We start from the raw sequence: 15692 nt of genomic DNA, 5'->3' as shown, positions 1-15692 counted from the left end.
GGGAAGTTGTCGATACGGATTGACGAGCAGAAGAACCCGAGCCGCCGCGCTGCCTGGCGCGGCTGGGTCGTGATATGCGCCCTGACGCCCGCCCTCTGCATCGTCGCCTCCGATATCGCCTCCGCCAGGACGCTTCTCGACATGTTGCTGGGCCGCCGCTCCGTGCTGCAGGAAGATACCGACAGGCTGATCGACGACGGTCGCCGGAGCCGGCCCAGGAACCGCACCAAGCGCACGCGGCCCAAGGCTCCGGCAGCAAACCGGCCGGCCGCCGCCCCTGCGCCCAATGCCGCGGCCGCCCCCGCAGTCGCACCCAAGCTGCCGGATGCGAAGGCGGTGCTCGTCGTCGGCGATTTCATGGCGTCCGGCCTCGCGGAGGGACTGGATGCGGCCTTCGTCGACAGTCCCGGCGTCAAGATCATCGATAAGGCCAACGGCTCCTCCGGCTTCGTACGCGCCGATCATCTCGATTGGCCGGCAGCGATCGGCGGAATGATCGAAGCGGAAAAGCCCGAAGTCGTCATCGTCATGGCCGGCGCCAATGACAGGCAGCCATTCGCCAATGGCAAGGCGCTTCTGAGCGAAGAATGGTCGAAGGAATACCAGGACCGGCTGAATGCTTTCCTCGACGCCGTGAAGAAAACCGGCAAGCCGGTCATCTGGGTCGGCCAGCCATCCTTCAAGACGCGCAGCATGACCGATGACGTGCTGGCCTTCAATGAACTCTATCGCAACGCCGTGGAAAAGGCCGACGGTACTTTCGTCGATATATGGGAGGGCTTCGTCGACCAGAGCGGCAGCTTCACCCTGACCGGCTTCGACATGGCGGGGCAGACCGCGCGCCTGCGCAACAATGACGGTATCGGCCTCACCCCCACGGGCAAGCGCAAGGTGGCGTTCTACGTGGAAAAGCCGCTGCGGCAGATATTGGGCAATGCCACGGCGCCCGACATCGCCACCGTGAAGCCCGGTGCGCCGGTACAAGCCTTGCCGGAAGGCGCGACCGGCCCGGTAAAGGTCGATCGGCTTGCACCCATCAGCCTGAACGATCCCGAACTCGACGGTGGAACCGATCTGCTCGGCGCGGTCACGACCCCGGGCGGGAAGGATCGCGGAAGCCTGAACGACCGGGAAAATTCGCGCCAGGCCCAGCCCGGACGCGTCGATGATTTCTCATGGCCCCGCCGCACGCCGGATGGCGCTACGACAGGTGCTGTGCGCTGATCGATTAACCTGCGCTGACCAACCGGCGCCGATCAGCGGGGCAGGACGGAACTGCCCATCAGCGCCGCGTCCACGGCATGAGCCGCCTGCCGACCCTCCCGGATCGCCCAGACCACCAATGACTGTCCGCGCCGCGCATCGCCGGCCGCATAGAACTTCTCGACGCTGGTGCGATAATTGTTCTCATCCGCCGCAACGGAGCGATTGCCGCGCCGGTCGGCGCGCATGTCGAGCGATCCCGCGAGTTCCGCCACGGGGCCCTTCTCGAACGGACCGGAAAAGCCGATGGCGATGAAGGCGAGATCGGCCTTGATGAAGAACTCGGTGCCCGGGACGGGCTTGCGGTTTTCATCGACTTCGCAGCACTTCACATGGGTGAGGACGTCGTTCTCGCCGATGAATTCGAGCGTCGCCACCTGGAATTCACGGTCCGCGCCCTCGGCCTGCGAGGAAGAGGTGCGCATTTTCGTCGCCCAATAGGGCCAGACGCTCAGCTTGTCTTCCTTTTCAGGCGGCTGCGGCCGGATATCGAGCTGCGTTACCTTTACGGCGCCCTGGCGGAAGGCGGTTCCGACACAATCGGAAGCGGTATCGCCGCCACCGACGACGACGACATGCTTGCCCGCCGCGACGATGGATTCGCTCTGCCAGGCAACGGACTCGATCGGTTCGCGGCCGACGCGGCGGTTCTGCTGCACCAGATAATTCATGGCATCATGCACGCCTTCGAGGTCGGCGCCGGGAATTCCGGCCGGACGCGGCGTTTCCGCGCCGCCGCAATAGAGGACGGCATCATAGCTGTCGAGCAGTTCCTGCACCGGCTTGTCGACACCGACATTGACGCCGCAGAAGAAGGTGACGCCCTCGCCTTCCATCTGGCTCACGCGCCGGTCGATGAAGTGCTTCTCCATCTTGAAGTCCGGAATGCCGTAGCGGAGGAGCCCGCCGGGCTTGCTTTCGCGCTCATAGACATGGACCTCGTGGCCGGCGCGGCCAAGCTGCTGCGCAGCCGCGAGACCAGCCGGGCCCGAGCCGATGATGGCGACATTCCTGCCTGTCTTCGATGCGGCCGGCTGGGGAATGATGAAGCCTTTTTCATAGGCGCGGTCGGCGATCGCCTGTTCCACGGTCTTGATCGAGACCGGCACGTCTTCGAGGTTCAGCGTGCATGCCTCTTCGCAGGGCGCCGGGCAGATGCGGCCGGTGAACTCCGGGAAATTGTTAGTCGAATGCAGATTGCGGATCGCCTCGTCCCAATTGTCGTTGTAGACGAGATCGTTCCAGTCCGGAATCTGGTTGTGCACCGGGCAGCCGGTAGGCCCATGGCAGAAGGGAATGCCGCAATCCATGCAGCGCGCCGCCTGCTTCTTCACCTCGCTGTCGGACATGGGAATGGTGAATTCCCTGAAATGCCGTATGCGGTCGGATGCCGGCTGATACTTTGCGACCTGCCGGTCGATCTCGAGAAACCCTGTAACCTTACCCATCAAACTGCTCCCTCGCCTCTCGGAGGACCACCCCTTCCCGGCGGGAAGCGGGCAGCATGTGCCTTGGCCGAGCATCCGGGCAGGGACGCTCTAAGCCTGGCGTTGACATTATTCGGCTGCGACACCCATGCGCATGCGCTCCATCTCTTCGAGCGCGCGACGATACTCAACCGGCATGACTTTCACGAATTTCGGCCGGAAGCTCTCCCAATTGTCGAGGATTTCCTTGGCCCGGCTCGAGCCCGTATAGTGCATGTGGTTGGAGATCAGCTGCACCAGCCGTTCCTCGTCATGACGCGTCATGTTCGCGGAGACATCGACGCGGCCCTTGTGCATCAGATCGCCGCCGTGATGGTGCAGTTTTTCGAGGATGTCGTCTTCCTCGGGTACCGGTTCGAGTTCCACCATCGCCATGTTGCAGCGCTGGGCGAAATCACCGGCCTCGTCCAGCACGTAGGCGACGCCGCCCGACATGCCCGCCGCGAAATTGCGGCCGGTCTGGCCGATGACGACGACCACGCCGCCGGTCATGTATTCGCAGCCATGGTCGCCTGTGCCTTCGACGACGGCAATGGCGCCCGAGTTGCGCACGGCGAAACGCTCGCCGACCACGCCGCGGAAATAGGCCTCGCCCTCGATTGCGCCATAGAGCACCGTATTGCCGGCGATGATCGAGTCTTCGGCGACGATCTTGGCGTTCTCGGGTGGACGAATGATGATACGCCCGCCACAGAGCCCCTTGCCGACATAGTCATTGCCGTCTCCGATGAGATCGAACGAGACGCCGCGCGCAAGAAACGCACCGAAGGACTGGCCGGCGGTACCGCGGAAGGTCACGGCGATCGTATCGTCCTTGAGGCCCCTGTGCTTGTGGCGCTTGGCAACTTCACCGGACAGCATCGCACCGACGGAACGATCGACGTTCTTGATCGCCGCCTCGATCTTCACCGGCTGCTTGCTTTCCAGCGCCGGCAGCGCCTGCTCGATGAGCTTCCTGTCGAGAATATCGACGATCGGATGGTTCTGCCGTTCCGTCCAGCGGATCTTGTCGGCATCCGCCTCCGGCTTGTGGAATATGCGCGTGAAATCGAGTCCCTTGGCCTTCCAATGCTCGATCATCTCGCGCTTTTCCAGCATTTCCGCCTTGCCGATGATGTCTTCGAGCTTGGTGTAGCCCATCTGCGCGAGGAACTGCCGCACTTCCTCGGCCATATAGAAGAAGAAGTTGATGACATGCTCCGGCGTGCCCTTGAAGCGCTTGCGCAGGACCGGATCCTGCGTCGCGACGCCGACGGGGCAGGTATTCAGATGGCACTTGCGCATCATGATGCAGCCGGCGGCGATCAGCGGTGCGGTGGAGAAACCGAACTCGTCGGCCCCGAGCAGCGCGCCGATGACGACGTCCCTGCCCGTGCGCAAGCCGCCATCCACCTGCAGCGCGATGCGCGAGCGCAGGCCGTTGAGCACCAGCGTCTGCTGCGTTTCGGCAAGGCCCATTTCCCATGGGCTTCCGGCATGCTTCAGCGAGGTCAGCGGCGATGCGCCCGTCCCGCCATCATAGCCGGAAATGGTGATGTGATCGGCGCGCGCCTTGGCAACGCCGGCGGCAACCGTGCCGACGCCGACCTCGGACACCAGCTTGACCGATACGTCGGCGGCCGGGTTGACGTTCTTCAGGTCGTAGATGAGCTGCGCCAGATCCTCGATCGAATAGATGTCGTGGTGCGGCGGCGGCGAGATGAGGCCGACGCCGGGCGTCGAATGGCGCGTCTTGGCGACCGTCGCATCGACCTTGTGCCCCGGCAGCTGGCCGCCTTCGCCGGGCTTTGCGCCCTGCGCCACCTTGATCTGCATCATGTCCGAATTGACGAGATATTCCGTGGTCACACCGAAGCGTCCGGATGCGACCTGCTTGATCGCCGACCGTTCGGGGTTCGACCGCCCGTCGGGCAGCGGGTAGAACCGGTCCGGCTCCTCGCCACCCTCGCCGGTGTTCGACTTGCCGCCGATCCGGTTCATGGCGACGGCCAGCGTCGTATGGGCCTCGCGGCTGATCGAACCGAACGACATCGCCCCTGTCGAGAACCGCTTGACGATCTCCTTGGCAGGCTCGACCTCGTCGATGGAAACCGGCTTGCGCCCGACTTCCTCGGCGGTCTTGATCTTGAACAGGCCGCGAATGGTCTGCGCCCGCGCCGACTGGCTGTTCACCATGTCGGAATATTCCTTGAACGTCGCCGGCGATTCGGTGCGCACCGCATGTTGCAGCTTGGCGACCGCGTCGGGCGACCACAGATGCGCCTCGCCGCGGATGCGATAGGCATATTCGCCGCCGACTTCCAGCGTGTTGAGCAGCACCGGATCATTGCCGAAGGCATCGCGGTGGCGCCGAACGGTTTCCTCGGCGACTTCCTCGAGCCCGACGCCCTCGATGGTCGTCGCCGTGCCGAAGAAGAAGCGCTCGACGAAATCCGACTTCAGGCCGACCGCATCGAATATCTGCGCGCCGCAATAGGACTGGTAGGTGGAAATGCCCATCTTGGACATGACCTTGAGAATGCCCTTGCCGATCGACTTGATGTAGCGCGAAACCACTTCCTTCGGATCGACCTCGGGCGGAAACTCACCGCGCCGGTGCATCTCCAGCAGCGTGTCGAAGGCAAGATAAGGATTGATCGCCTCGGCGCCGTAACCGGCGAGACAGCAGAAATGATGCACCTCGCGCGGCTCGCCCGATTCGACCACCAGACCGACCGACGTGCGCAGGCCCTTGCGGATCAGGTGATGATGGACGGCGGCGGTGGCCAGCAAGGCGGGAATTGGAATGCGGTCCGGTCCCACCTGCCGGTCCGACAGGATGATGATGTTGTAGCCGCCATGAACGGCAGCTTCGGCGCGTTCGCACAGCCGCTCGACCGCGCCCGCCATGCCGGCGGCGCCTTCCTCGATCGCATAGGCGATATCGAGCGTCTTCGTGTCGAACCGGTCTTCGGTATGGCCGATGGAGCGGATCTTCTCGAGGTCGCCATTGGTCAGGATGGGCTGGCGCACTTCGAGGCGCTTTCGGCGCGAGGTGCCGACCAGATCGAACAGGTTGGGGCGCGGCCCGATAAAGGATACGAGGCTCATCACCAGCTCTTCGCGGATCGGATCGATCGGCGGGTTCGTCACCTGCGCGAAGTTCTGCTTGAAATAGGTATAGAGCAGCTTCGACTTGTCCGACATCGCCGATATCGGCGTATCCGTGCCCATGGAGCCGATGGCTTCCTGGCCTGTCGTCGCCATCGGCGCCATCAGGATGCGCGTGTCTTCCTGCGTATAGCCGAACGCCTGCTGGCGATCGAGCAGGCTGACATCCCTGCGCAGCGCGCGCGGCTCGACGGGGCTGAGCTCTTCGAGGATCAGCTGCGTGTTCTTGAGCCACTGCTTGTAGGGATGGCGGTTGGCGATTTCCGACTTGATGTCGTCGTCGGAAATGATCTGCCCCTTCTCCATGTCGATGAGCAGCATGCGCCCGGGCTGCAGGCGCCACTTCTTGACGATCTTCTCCTCCGGCACCGGCAGGACGCCGGCCTCGGAAGCCATGACCACGAAATCGTCGTCGGTGACGAGATAGCGGGCCGGACGGAGGCCGTTCCGGTCGAGCGTCGCGCCGATCTGGCGCCCGTCGGTGAACGCCACGGCGGCTGGCCCGTCCCACGGCTCCATCAACGCCGCATGATACTCGTAGAACGCCTTGCGGTCGTCGGCCATCAGCTTGTTGCCGGACCATGCCTCGGGGATCAGCATCATCATGGCATGCGCCAGCGAGTAGCCGCCCTGGAACAGGAACTCCAGCGCATTGTCGAAGCACGCCGTGTCCGACTGCCCTTCATAGGAGATCGGCCACAGCTTCGAGATGTCATTGCCGAAATATTCGGAATCGACCGAGGCCTGGCGCGCGGCCATCCAGTTGACATTGCCGCGCAGGGTGTTGATCTCGCCATTATGGGCGACCATTCGGTAGGGATGGGCGAGCTTCCACGACGGGAACGTGTTCGTCGAGAACCGCTGATGCACCAGCGCGACCGCGCTGACGAAGCGCGGATCCTTCAGATCCTTGTAGTAGGCGCCGACCTGGTAGGCCAGGAACATGCCCTTGTAGACAATGGTGCGCGCCGACATGGAAACGACGTAGAAATCGCTCTCCTTGCCGCCATTCTCCTGGTAGATGCGGTTCGAAATCACCTTGCGCAGGACGAAGAGCCGCCCTTCGAAATCCTCGTTGGATTCGATATTGGGATTGCGCCCGATGAACACCTGCCGGTGATAGGGCTCGGTGGCGGCGATATGCGGCGCCTTCGACAGCGACGCATTGTCGACCGGCACGTCGCGATAGCCGATCAGCGACTGGCCTTCCGAAGCGATGACTTCGGAAATGACCGCCTCGATATGCGCCCGCTCTTCCGGGTCCTGCGGCATGAACAGATGGCCGACCGCATAATGATTGACGGGCGGAAGCTCCACGCCCTGTTCAGCCCATTCCGCCCGGAACAGCGCATCCGGTATCTGGACGAGGATGCCCGCACCGTCGCCCATCAGCGGATCGGCGCCCACGGCGCCGCGATGGGTCAGGTTTTCGAGCATGAAGAGACCATCTTCGATGATCTTGTGCGACTTCTGGCCCTTCATATGCGCAACGAAGCCGACGCCGCAGGCATCATGCTCGTTGCGGGGATCATAAAGACCCTGGCGCGGAGGTATCGCCGACGATTTATTGGTTTTGACCGCACGATTCTGTACGGCCTGAGCGATTTCAGTCGTTACAGATGGCGTCAAATCCGTCATCGTCATTTCCTCCATTGCGCCATTGCGGCGGTAAATTGTCATGGGACGGAATAGCATGAATTCCTGTCCCGCTTTATGCGGCATATCTTCCGATTGCTGATTGCAGGCGCTGCAATGGGGACGGCAGCATCCGCAGCCATCCCTTTCGACCACTCCCACAAATTAGGACAGCATTGCTGTCGTATCAGCCTATGCCAGAATTATTCCAAACAGACAAGATGGAAAAGCAAAAAATCTGGACCTTTGCCGTAATAAGATTGCGCAAAAGTGCCGGAATACTGCCATTCATTGCCTGGGTGGATTATTCCACCATACAACCCGTTTGCGCTAGGCGATTTCTCCATCATGCCCTTTTACGGCTCTTTTCACCATTGCCCGAAAGTCGTAAGCGTCCAGGCACCACTATCCTGCTTGAGGCCTTCCCATGCAATTCGCTTCCGACAATTGGGCCGGTGCCCATGAAAAGATAACCGAGAACCTCGGCCGTCACGCGCAAGGTTTCGCGTCCGCCTACGGCACCAGCGAGATCGACCGCGCAGTCGACCGCCGTTTCAGCGAGATATTCGAGCGCGATGTCGCCGTCTTCTTCGTCGCGACCGGCACGGCCGCCAATTCGCTGGCCCAGGCCAGCATTTCCGTGCCCGGCGGCGTTACCTTTGCACATTCGCAAGCGCATATCATCACCGATGAGGGCGGCGCGCCCGGTTTCCTTTCCGCCGGCGCCCGTTTTCAGGGCGTCGACGGCGACCTCGGCCGCATCGATCGTGACGGGCTGCGATCGACGATCGACGGCTTTGCGCCCGGCAATGTCCATGTCGGCCAGCCCATGGGCGTATCGATCACGCAGGCAACGGAGATCGGCACGCTCTACGAACTGGCAGACATCGCCGCCATCGCCGCCATCTGCAGGGAGAAGGGCCTGCCGCTGCATATGGACGGGGCCCGCTTCGCCAATGCGCTGGTGACGCTGAACTGTTCGGCGGCCGATATGACCTGGCGGCAGGGTGTCGATATTCTTTCCTTCGGCGGCACCAAGAATGGCTGCTGGTGCGCCGAAGCGCTGGTCTTCATGAACCCGGAGCACGCGCGGCAAATGCCGTTCATCCGCAAGCGCGCGGCCCAGCTGTTCTCGAAATCGCGGTTCATCGCCGCGCAGTTCGAGGCCTATCTCGCCGACGGTCTCTGGCTGGAGCTTGCGGCGCACGCCAATGCCATGGCAGCCGCGCTGGCGGAACGCCTCGACGCATCGAGGGACTGCCGCCTGGCATGGCAGCCGCAGGCCAACGAGGTATTCGCGATCATGCCGGGCCATACCGCGGCGGCGCTGAGGGAAAAGGGCGCGATCTTCCACGAATGGTCGATGGCCGGGGCCGAAGGGCAGATATTGCGGGATGGGGAGAAACTTGTGCGGCTGGTGACGAGCTTTGCCACTTCGCCGGACGAGATCGACCGTTTCGGCGACCTCATAAAATAGAAGCGGCGCATTGCGCCGCTTCCTTCGAGACTGGTCAGCTACTGATCAGTTGGCTGCCTTCGCTTCGATCTGCTTGGCTTCCTTGTCGGAAAGTGCCGTCACAGCGATCTTGCGTGGCTTCATCTCCTCGGGGATTTCGCGCTTGAGGTCGATGTGCAAAAGCCCGTTCTTCAGGCTGGCACCACTGACCTCGACGAAATCGGCGAGATGGAACCGGCGCTCGAATGCGCGCGATGCAATGCCGCGATAGAGCGTTTCAGCCGATTCGTCGGCATTTTCCGTGCTCTTCTCACCGGTCACCTTGAGCTGGTTGCGATGGGCCTCGATCTGGATTTCATCTTCAGAGAAACCGGCAACGGCCATGGTGATGCGATAGGCATTCTCGCCCGTCCGCTCGATATTATAGGGCGGATAGGTCTGGGAGCCGTCTGGCTGGGCCAGCGAATCGAGAATGGTGAAAAGCCGGTCAAAACCGACAGTCGAACGATAGAGTGGTGAAAAATCCACGTGACGCATTGTAAAGCCCTCCTTTAGAGCGACAAAGTTGCGTATTGGTCCTTTTTTAATGCCCCCTTCATTGGCGGGCATCGCGGGACCAGCAGCCCCTCACTGGCGACTGCAGGTCTAATTTGGTTAGGCAATTTCGCAGTTTCAAGAGCTTCACCGCCAAAACCATGATGAACCGAAGATGAACGCTTCCTTCGGGATTCGTTCAGTCGGGCAGGATTAGATATTGCTCCAACGGCAGGAATTTCCCGGCCATGAACGAGGATGATGATCATGAAGAAGTTTACTGCCATTGCACTGTCGGCGGCTGTGCTTCTGACCGCAGGAGCGGGCTCCGCCCTTGCCCAGTCGCGATATGACCGGGATTCCGGCGCGGCCATCTATTTCGAAGACAGCGACGAGGGCGGCATCCTGGTTCAGGAAAGGTATCGCGACCGCGACCGCCGCCACTACGAGGACCGCCGCGACCGTTTCGGCCCGCGCGATGTCGCCAGGATGCTGGAGCGCCGCGGCTACCGTGTACGCGACGTGGATTATGAGCGCGGCCGGTATTTCGTGCGCGCCTCGCGTCGCGGCAATCCGGTGCTGGTGGTGGTCTCCCGCGATGGCGAAATTCTCGACACGCGCCGTGTCGGCCGCGATCGTTACGACCGCAACCGTTCCGGCTTCAGCATCGAGATCAACCCGGCATACTAAAAGGCCGAGATTGTTGCAGGTGTAACGTCCCTTCCACCTGCAACACCTGACCGGGAACTCTCAGGCGGGTTCCCGGTCAACCTTTTTCCCCGTTTGACCTTGCTTCTGGCGCGTTCTATCAGTTTTCGAAACGGATACGCCAAAGAATGATCCAATCTCTCGTCGAAACGCCTTCGAACCCCATTCCGCCGGGCGCTCGCGCGGATAATCTTGCCCTGCCAGACGGCAAGCAGCTTCGATATGCGATCTTCCCCGCTGCCGGCTCCAGGCCACCGCTCGGGACAGTGCTGATCCTGCACGGACGAAGCGAGTGCATCGAAAAATACTTCGAAACCATCATTGACCTCACCGCGCGGGGTTTCACCGTCGCGACATTCGACTGGCGCGGCCAGGGCGCGTCGAGCCGCCTCATCCGCGACGCCGCCCGCGGCCACATCGGCAGTTTCGACCAATACACCGCCGATCTGGAATATGTGTTCGAAACGCTGCTTCTGCCCGATTGCCGCGGTCCGTTCTACATCCTGGCCCATTCGACCGGCGCATTGGTGGCGCTGCTGGCGTCGCCCCGCCTTTCCAACAGGATCAGGCGCATGGTGCTGATCTCGCCGCTGCTCGACGTTCCGACGACGCGGTTTCGGCGAAACCTGGCGACGACCCTCGCACGCACCCTGCGCCTCAGCGGCTTCGGCAGTGCCTATATGGTCGCCGGGCCGCATCGGATCCCGCCCTTCGAAGGCAATATCCTCACCTCCGACGAAGTGCGCTTCAACCGCCAGTTCGAGACATTGGAACATGCGCCGCAGCTTGCGCTCGGCGGGCCGACGGCAAGCTGGATCGTGGCGGCAGCCAAGGCCGGCCACCAGGTGAACCGGCCGGAATTCATGGAAACCATCAGGATTCCCACATTGATCGTCGCCGCCGGGGCCGACAGGGTCGTATCGACGCCGGCCATCGAACGCTACGCGCTGCAGCTTCGCAATGCGACGCTGCTGACGATCGATGGCGCCCAGCACGAAATCCTTCAGGAAAAGGACTATTACCGGGAGCAGTTCTTCGCTGCCTTCGACGCCTTTATCCCGGGAACAGGCGCCGAAACGGACTGAGGCCGGCCTCGGCGAACCATGTTCAGGCCACCCTGTGCAGCACCTCCAGCGCCTTCTGGTGAAGCTCGGGCGTCGCCGCCGCGACGATGGCGCCGGCGTTCTCGGCCGGCCCGCCATCCCATGTCGTGATCACGCCGCCCGCCTTCTCGATGATCGGGATCAGCGCCATGATGTCATAGCTGTGCAGCCCGGTTTCGATGACGAGATCGACGAAACCCGCCGCCAGCATCGCATAGGCATAGCAATCCGTGCCGTACCGCACGAGTTTCACGCCGGCCTCCACGCGGTCATAGGCGGTGCGCGCCGCGTCCTTGAACATGACAGGGGTGGTGGTGAACAGCGTGGCCTCGGCAAGGTCGGTCGTCTTGCGCGTTTGCAGCCGCCTCGGCCCGCCATCCGGCCCCTCATACCAGGACGCCTCGCCGTCGCACATGAACAGTTCACGCGTGAACGGCTGCGACATCAACCCGGCGACCGCATCGCCGTCGATGGTCAGTCCCGCCAGCGTGCCCCAGACCGGAACGCCCGAGATGAAGGCGCGCGTGCCGTCGATGGGGTCGATCACCCAGACATGCGACTGGTCGAGATTCTCGCCGCCGAATTCCTCGCCGAGGATGCCGTGATCCGGATAGGTCTTGTTGATGAGTCGCCTGATGGCGAGTTCCGCCTCGCGGTCCGCCTCGGTCACCGGGTCGAATCCGGTCGTATATTTATTGTCCACGAGGGAAATATTGCGGAATCGCGGCAATGTCTGCTCGCTGGCGGCGGCAGCGAGGCTGCGCAAAAAGGAAAGTTCGATCGTCAAAATGGCTCCTCGGCGGCTGTTTTGTTCTCAATAATGGCCTGAATGAAGAATTACTGCATCTATTTTAGGCATTTATTGTTATTGCCCAAAAACAACACAAAACGTCTTGACATTTGTGCGATGCAGCATAGAGTGATGGACAGACAAGGCGACTTGTCTATGCCCTCCTTGGGCGTTTCCTCCCTAGACTTGGGCCGCGCTCACGCGCGGTCTTTTTTTTGGCTATTCGGCGGCCAGCGGCTTGTCGAGGAAGCAATAGTCCGGCAGCGATACGAGATCGGCCATGAACAGGGCCATGTCCCGCTGGAGCTGCTCGAAGCCCGGCTTTCTCTCATAGGTCTGTTCGTTGAGATAGAGGCCGCGATTGACCTCGATCTGCAGCGCGTGGAACTGCTTCGCCGGCCTGCCGTAATGTTCGGTGATATAGCCGCCCGCATAGGGCTTGTTATGGGCGACGAGATAGCCGAGGTCGCGCAGCAGGTGGATGGCGGCATTGGCGAGTTCCGCCGAGCAGCTGGTACCGAATCGATCGCCGATGATGAAATCCGGCCGCAGACCGTTTTCCGGAAACCGTATTCCCGTCGGCATCGAGTGGCAATCGACGATGACGGCATAGCCGAAGCGGTCCCGCGTCGTGCCGAGGACCTGTGCCAGCAGGGCATGGTAGGGCTTGTAGATCTCGTCGATGCGGGCCATCGCCTCGGCAAGGTGGATTTTCTGCGCGTAGATCTCCTGCCCCTCGCCCACCAGTCGCGGCACCGTGCCAAGACCGCCGGCCACCCGCGCCGAGTGCCCGTTGGCGAAGGAAGGCAGCGCTTCGACGAACATCTTCGGGTCGAGCTCGTAGGGCTCGCGGTTGACGTCGAGATAGGCGCGGGGGAAATGCGCCACCATCAAGGGCGCGCCGAGCGAGACGGCGGCGGCGAACAATTGATCGACATAGCAATCTTCCGACCGGCGGATGCTGTGCGGATCGAGCTGCGACTGGCGCAGGAAGGCCTCCGGATAGTAGCGCCCGCTATGCGGGGAATTGAACAGGAATGGAATGCGCTGGTCGGACGGGCGCCGCAACTCGAACGGAGGCATGTCGGGGAAGTCGCTATGTGCTGTCATCATTCCATCGGGATTTGTCGGGCCGCGCATTTTTGTCGCCTCACATTAATGCAAGTTCTCCAAAGATGGAAATGGAGAGACGGCCAAACCCGACACGTTTGCGCCTGATGCTTCCGCCTTGGCGTCTCAACTCGACATTTGTCCCGTTCGGCCTTATTTCTAGCAAATCATTCACGCGATCTTTACCTTAAAAGCGTTCTCTGTGGGGCAGACGGAACGCTGATCTGGGGATGATCTGGCGATATGGAATTCGGACGGACCGATGAAGCGAATACTTCTTGCTGAAGACGACAATGACATGCGGCGCTTTCTGGTGAAAGCGCTCGAGAAGGCCGGTTACCACGTTACCCATTTCGACAATGGTGCGAGCGCCTATGACCGGCTGCGCGAAGAGCCCTTCTCCCTTCTCCTGACCGACATCGTCATGCCGGAAATGGACGGGATAGAGCTGGCGCGGCGCGCCTCCGAGATCGACCCCGATCTGAAGATCATGTTCATAACGGGGTTTGCGGCTGTCGCCCTCAACGCGGATTCGAAGGCGCCGAAAGATGCGAAGGTGCTTTCCAAGCCATTCCACCTGCGCGATCTCGTCAACGAGATCGAGAAAATGCTGGTAGCCGCCTAGTGATCCGAATCTGAAACACGCCCCGGCCCTGCCGCCGCTGCGAGGCGTATTTCAGTTCCACCACACTAGCGATCATGGGCTTTCGCGCCTTTCGCAACGAAAAGGCGGAAACTTGCATGGCAACCTATTGACGAGGCTGAACCAATATGGTGTATGCGCCCCGTCGGATGGGCGTGTAGCTCAGCGGGAGAGCACTACGTTGACATCGTAGGGGTCACAGGTTCAATCCCTGTCACGCCCACCATCTGACCCCTCCATATAATCAATACATTGCGATACCCGGATCGAAGGAATACATAGCGCTCTTTCGATTCCGATTCGGTGAACCCAGCCACCGTTTATCTAGGGCGAATCACGCCTCTGGCGCCGCAGTTTTAGGAATGGCTTCTTTTGACGCCGAATTCCGCGCCAATTGCCTGTGCAGAGGGAATTTCCAAGGCGTATTGCGAAGCGGTGTTGAGCGGGCGTGTAGTCCTCACCCGCCTTCGAGGAACGGCCGCGAACAGGGGGCCGGCAAATAACAAAAGCAACGTATAGGGCATCCATACCACTGGCCTTTGATATACAGAGACCGCGAACAAAACCACGAATACCACGCTCCAAGCAGAGTATTGCGAACGCACCCACGCTGCTATTGTCACGGCAGCGCACCCCATCATGAGAAGTCCGAATCCGACAAAACCATGATCGGTAAGCAGCCGCGTCCAGACTTGACTAACGCCGCCCCTAGCGACGCTTGCGTCACTGGCTATCCCAAATAATTTAACACTCAAATCACCTGCGAAGAACTCGGCTTTCAACTTCTCCATTTCGGGTAGAGAACGATTGTTTATCGCGCCGGTCTGGCGCAATTCCTGTCGTCCGGCAATAATGCTCCTTGTGCCCTCGACGGCCATACGGTCCCCTGGGCCCCCATCTGTTTCAATCTGCACTGCGCTTGCGACACCTCCAGGCGCAGAGATATGCCAGACGCCCGTTGCAATGAACCCTGCCGCCACTATCGGAGCAACGGCCACTGCCACTGCCATCTTATGTGCGAAGATCGCTCGCGCGATGAACCCTATTGCCGACATCGCCATGAACGCGAGCGAGAACGACAAAACGCCGCCAACAAAGATGATCCACGCGCGCCAATCAGCCAGCCGAAATCGGAACGCAGCGAGACTAAGGGCCCCCACGGTGCCGACCATTCCAGGTTCGTCATACACCCCGCAAATGCGAAACAGGACGCCGCCCCAAGGTAGAACGATACTATTGGATTCTACGAAAACCGCACCTGGAACCAACAACGCCCGAGCGCCACCCGCCGCCATCGTTGGATTGACGTGGCGCATGCTTTCAAACGTGATCGGTCCACCGGCCGCGATCCATAGAGACACAATCACCGAGGGCAGAAGGGTAATGGCGAAGATCGTCGCAAAATCTAAAAAGCATTTGCGGCGGTCTTTGTCACTCATCACAGCCAGAGAGGCCAGGAATGGGAGGATACCGATCCATTTCGTGTGGCCTCCATCCATGCGCGGCTGAACGCTGATGTAGATGAGAAACAGCCCGAGCATTACAACGCCGGCCATCTCCACAGGCTCAAACCGGATTCTGCGGCCCGACACCAGCAGCGCGGCAAACGCCACCATGGCCATTGCTGCAACGTAGGAAAGTGCGCGAGGCTCGCCCCATAGCCAATAAGGCGACATCGATACCCAGGCTCCGAAGGCGACGACAAAGATGGCTGCTCTACCCAGGTGTTGCATACCCGCTGGTTAGCAACAGTAACGAGCGATGTCCACCAACTCACAGGTGTGTCGAATGGAAGAGATCAACCAATATCTCG

The 15692-nt window shown here is 61.2% G+C and carries 11 protein-coding genes and 1 tRNA gene; 6 read left to right on the top strand and 6 right to left on the bottom strand.

Annotated elements, in window-relative coordinates; genetic code table 11:
- Positions 1–6 precede the first annotated feature (6 nt).
- On the top strand, positions 7–1224 hold the full coding sequence (locus M8997_RS00250) for a DUF459 domain-containing protein (protein WP_250018349.1): 1218 nt from the start codon (positions 7–9) through the stop codon (positions 1222–1224).
- Between the two features lie 32 nt (positions 1225–1256).
- Here M8997_RS00250 and M8997_RS00245 read toward each other — a convergent pair whose 3' ends face one another.
- Together M8997_RS00245 and gltB are read right to left on the bottom strand one after the other, a co-directional pair.
- A complete protein-coding gene (locus tag M8997_RS00245; protein WP_250018348.1) occupies positions 1257–2711 on the bottom strand; it encodes a glutamate synthase subunit beta in 1455 nt (484 codons plus the stop codon).
- Between the two features lie 108 nt (positions 2712–2819).
- Positions 2820–7538: a glutamate synthase large subunit gene (gltB, locus tag M8997_RS00240; RefSeq protein ID WP_250018347.1), complete on the bottom strand. Its 4719-nt coding sequence runs from the start codon at positions 7536–7538 to the stop codon at positions 2820–2822.
- Between the two features lie 424 nt (positions 7539–7962).
- Here gltB and M8997_RS00235 point away from each other — a divergent pair, with 424 nt between their 5' ends.
- On the top strand, positions 7963–9012 hold the full coding sequence (locus tag M8997_RS00235; protein WP_250018344.1) for a low specificity L-threonine aldolase: 1050 nt from the start codon (positions 7963–7965) through the stop codon (positions 9010–9012).
- 45 nt (positions 9013–9057) lie between these two features.
- Here M8997_RS00235 and M8997_RS00230 read toward each other — a convergent pair whose 3' ends face one another.
- Positions 9058–9528 (bottom strand): Hsp20 family protein, encoded by a 471-nt coding sequence (locus M8997_RS00230; RefSeq protein ID WP_250018343.1) that lies wholly within the window; start codon positions 9526–9528, stop codon positions 9058–9060.
- Positions 9529–9792: 264 nt separating this feature from the next.
- On the opposite strand from M8997_RS00230, the gene M8997_RS00225 reads away from it, so the two are divergent.
- Together M8997_RS00225 and M8997_RS00220 are read left to right on the top strand one after the other, a co-directional pair.
- Complete coding sequence (locus M8997_RS00225) at positions 9793–10215, top strand: hypothetical protein (RefSeq protein ID WP_250018340.1); 423 nt, start codon at positions 9793–9795, stop codon at positions 10213–10215.
- A gap of 146 nt (positions 10216–10361) precedes the next feature.
- The gene (locus M8997_RS00220) at positions 10362–11318 is read left to right on the top strand and encodes an alpha/beta fold hydrolase (protein WP_250018338.1); all 957 of its coding nucleotides are present in this window, start codon (positions 10362–10364) and stop codon (positions 11316–11318) included.
- A gap of 22 nt (positions 11319–11340) precedes the next feature.
- Here M8997_RS00220 and hisN read toward each other — a convergent pair whose 3' ends face one another.
- A complete protein-coding gene (gene hisN, locus M8997_RS00215; RefSeq protein WP_250018336.1) occupies positions 11341–12123 on the bottom strand; it encodes a histidinol-phosphatase in 783 nt (260 codons plus the stop codon).
- Positions 12124–12345: 222 nt separating this feature from the next.
- Positions 12346–13236 carry an N-formylglutamate amidohydrolase gene (locus tag M8997_RS00210; protein ID WP_250018564.1) on the bottom strand — a complete coding sequence of 297 codons (891 nt, stop codon included), beginning with the start codon at positions 13234–13236 and terminating at the stop codon, positions 12346–12348.
- A gap of 262 nt (positions 13237–13498) precedes the next feature.
- On the opposite strand from M8997_RS00210, the gene cpdR reads away from it, so the two are divergent.
- A complete protein-coding gene (gene cpdR / locus M8997_RS00205) occupies positions 13499–13861 on the top strand; it encodes a cell cycle two-component system response regulator CpdR (RefSeq protein ID WP_008124673.1) in 363 nt (120 codons plus the stop codon).
- A gap of 169 nt (positions 13862–14030) precedes the next feature.
- Positions 14031–14105 (top strand) — tRNA-Val (locus M8997_RS00200).
- Between the two features lie 130 nt (positions 14106–14235).
- Here M8997_RS00200 and M8997_RS00195 read toward each other — a convergent pair.
- Positions 14236–15555, bottom strand: a complete 1320-nt coding sequence (locus M8997_RS00195; protein ID WP_250018330.1) for a hypothetical protein — start codon at positions 15553–15555, stop codon at positions 14236–14238.
- Positions 15556–15692 lie beyond the last annotated feature (137 nt).

Source organism: Phyllobacterium sp. 21LDTY02-6 (assembly GCF_023554255.2).
In the GTDB taxonomy this organism is placed as follows: Bacteria; Pseudomonadota; Alphaproteobacteria; order Rhizobiales; family Rhizobiaceae; genus Phyllobacterium.
The sequence above is the reverse complement of the archived record's forward strand: the minus strand, read 5'-3'. Positions and strand labels throughout refer to the sequence as shown.

Coding starts and splice junctions, on each gene's coding strand:
- M8997_RS00245 (WP_250018348.1), bottom strand. CDS start 2,711: ATGGGTAAGGTTACAGGGTTTCTCGAGATCGACCGGCAGGTCGCAAAG.
- gltB (WP_250018347.1), bottom strand. CDS start 7,538: ATGACGGATTTGACGCCATCTGTAACGACTGAAATCGCTCAGGCCGTA.
- M8997_RS00235 (WP_250018344.1), top strand. CDS start 7,963: ATGCAATTCGCTTCCGACAATTGGGCCGGTGCCCATGAAAAGATAACC.
- M8997_RS00230 (WP_250018343.1), bottom strand. CDS start 9,528: ATGCGTCACGTGGATTTTTCACCACTCTATCGTTCGACTGTCGGTTTT.
- M8997_RS00225 (WP_250018340.1), top strand. CDS start 9,793: ATGAAGAAGTTTACTGCCATTGCACTGTCGGCGGCTGTGCTTCTGACC.
- M8997_RS00220 (WP_250018338.1), top strand. CDS start 10,362: ATGATCCAATCTCTCGTCGAAACGCCTTCGAACCCCATTCCGCCGGGC.
- M8997_RS00210 (WP_250018564.1), bottom strand. CDS start 13,236: ATGACAGCACATAGCGACTTCCCCGACATGCCTCCGTTCGAGTTGCGG.
- cpdR (WP_008124673.1), top strand. CDS start 13,499: ATGAAGCGAATACTTCTTGCTGAAGACGACAATGACATGCGGCGCTTT.
- M8997_RS00195 (WP_250018330.1), bottom strand. CDS start 15,555: ATGTCGCCTTATTGGCTATGGGGCGAGCCTCGCGCACTTTCCTACGTT.